The organism is Bacillus sp. mrc49, assembly GCF_002803435.1.
Genome location: NZ_PHNG01000589.1, coordinates 1 through 2,484, shown reverse-complemented (window position 1 = coordinate 2,484; position 2,484 = coordinate 1). Strand labels below are relative to the sequence as shown.

Sequence of the window (2,484 nt, the reverse complement as noted above, 5' to 3'; positions counted from 1 at the left end):
CTTTAAAAACTGATCAATATCGTTTAAGCCTGGGTAGCTCCTTATCCCCTCTTTAACCCTAAAAAAATAGGACGCATTCATATGAAAGCGCCCGGTAAAATCTATATTCCTTCCTGCAAATAGGATTTTAATTAACCTTTCCCATACATCGTTTAACTACACTCGTCCTATATTGCATATAACACTTACTAGCCCCTTCCTGAGCTGCTTTAAAATAAGTTCCCTGCCCTACCTTAAAACGTTTGTATGTTGTGCTGTAGCAGATTTTACTTTTATTGAACTTGTCATAGCTTAAAAAAGGGTCGCCACATACTAGACATAACTTCCAGCGCTTCGGGGTTAGTCCGATTAAATCTTGAATACCGAGCTTAATCCCTAAAGCATCCTCACAATGGTTTAAGCCTTCTTCTAATATCTCTAAATAGGACTCGTCATCTTGAAAGCTCGTAAAGTCCTGTTGTAAATCCAATTCGTTTGAATAGTAGTCAGAGGTGAAAAAGGGCAACAAAAAAGAAGCCAGCGCCTTAAAATAAAGCTGCTGCTTCTCGTTATCTATAAATCGCAGTTTATTTATAAACACTGTTTTTCACTCCTTTAAACCCATCGCTCGTTTTCACTGTGCCGCTACGGGTACCTGTTTTAGTAAGGGTTTCGGGGTAGTTTGCCAAGCTGTAATGATCCACACCGTTATTAATATCTTGCTTATAAAAATAGTCGTACCCATCTTTAATTGGGTTGTATGGCTTGCCTGTTGGTTGTTCTATAGCCAGGCTTGTCCCATGGTATGGGTAGCGGTCCGGTCTGTAAGGAAAACGCCCCATTATATCGTCTATTTCTTCGGCTGGCGGTCCTAATACACGTTGTTTCAATGTGCTTGCTGCTAATAGATCGTTGAAGTTATAAGACAATAAAGAAAGGTAGTCGCTCGTAACAGCTGCAGGCATATCGAAAATATTAATTTCGCCGCTTTCCACCTCGCGCAGCCATTCTTTTATATTGGCAGCTCGGCTTTTTCTATGTATATATCGTTTGGATTTATAACCATTTATTACGGCTTCTAAAATCTCGGTAGCTTCGAATAGGTCGCTCTTTACGGCCTTCATGCTCCTGCGGGCCAGCTTGGCAGCTCGTAGCATATCAATTTCTAAAACGTAAAACAGGGTCAAGCTTACCCTTTGATTTGGTGTTAATAGGGTCGAAGATAAGGCCCGATCTAAATCTATCTTTATGTCTACGCTGCTGCTATCCTTCGAAAGTTTAGAATAGCCATTTAGCATGGCCTTAATACCTTCAGTATTATAAGAAAACTTGTCCTCTAATCGTTTTAGTTTTGAATAAGTGTCTATGCTTACAGCACCCATTTACTTCCCCGCCTTATTTATAATAGATTCGTTTTAACCCTTCTAAGCCTCTTATGTAAAGCGTTTATTGTAACTTTATCCCCATGTTGTTTATAACTTGTGTATAAGTCGGACTATTACATAATAGTTTACGTTTACGTGTAAATACATTTTTATCTTTTAAATCTTGCATTTACTAGAATACGTGTATATACTGAAAAACGTAAACGTAAATACATGGTAATTACATTTACATTTATCAAGCAACAAAAAAAGAAAGCTCTTCGTCGAAAAAGAGCTTTCTTGTCTCTCTCTCAATAAGTTCTAGCCGCGAAACTCGTACTTATTGAAATTCTGTGTTAAAGCTCGTTCAAAGCTTTGGGTTGTTTCCCGGAGATTTCTATTTGTGGCTTTCCCTGTTAAAGAAGCCATTTTATAGTTATCGCCTTCTTTGATATTATACTAGACTTTAGTAGGTATTACAAGAAAATAAAGGAAGTGCTTGACAATGAAAACAACCATACATATTAACTTAATAACCGTCGTGAAATGCCGTAAAACTCGACGTAAAATAACAAAAATGAAAGGGCCGCCTTCCCGCCGCAAACTAAGGCTAGGATAACATTAAGGGCTTTTCCCTGTTTTGCCCGTTATCTGAAATGTGTAAGCTACATTAGTGCTGGTTGCGGATATGCTGCGTCCCTATGGGGCGGCGTAACTCTTCCATACTTTATATTAGGGCCAGGCCTTCAAGACCGAAGGAAACCCTTTAATTAGTGAAAAAGCCAAAGCTGTAAATTAAATATAAAGTCCACCGTCTGAGGGCAGCAATAAGACGCGTAGGAAGGTTAGAACGAAAGTTCGGCGGCTAAAACAGGGCCTTTTAAACCTCATACCCGATAGGTGATGTTGATTGTTATAGCCTGCTCGTTCCTGTTCCATATTTTTTTTAATATGAGAATAGGGCGGGCAACTCTGCCTATTTCCCTTTCCCCCCTCCTGGTTCCGTTGAATGTAAAAACCTGTAAACATTAAGTGATTAAAACATAAAGGCTTTAAGGTCTTAAGGATCTTAGGAGAAAAGAGATAAACAAAAGAAAAGGTAAATATAGATTAATTGGGGTTTGGTTGGGGAATGAAAGCC

General features: G+C 38.8%; 2 protein-coding genes. Both read right to left on the bottom strand.

Annotated features, from left to right (window positions below; genetic code table 11):
• Nucleotides 1–127 precede the first annotated feature (127 nt).
• Entirely contained in the window at nucleotides 128–580 is a 453-nt protein-coding gene (locus CVN76_RS06165) for a hypothetical protein (protein WP_100530613.1), read from the bottom strand.
• Complete coding sequence (locus CVN76_RS06160; protein WP_100530612.1) at nucleotides 567–1,361, bottom strand: hypothetical protein; 795 nt, start codon at nucleotides 1,359–1,361, stop codon at nucleotides 567–569. The genes CVN76_RS06165 and CVN76_RS06160 overlap by 14 nt, the downstream gene beginning before the upstream one ends.
• Nucleotides 1,362–2,484: the final 1,123 nt, after the last annotated feature.

What these genes read in the sequence shown, in the direction of transcription:
- CVN76_RS06160 (WP_100530612.1), bottom strand. Translation starts at nt 1,361, where the DNA reads ATGGGTGCTGTAAGCATAGACACTTATTCAAAACTAAAACGATTAGAG.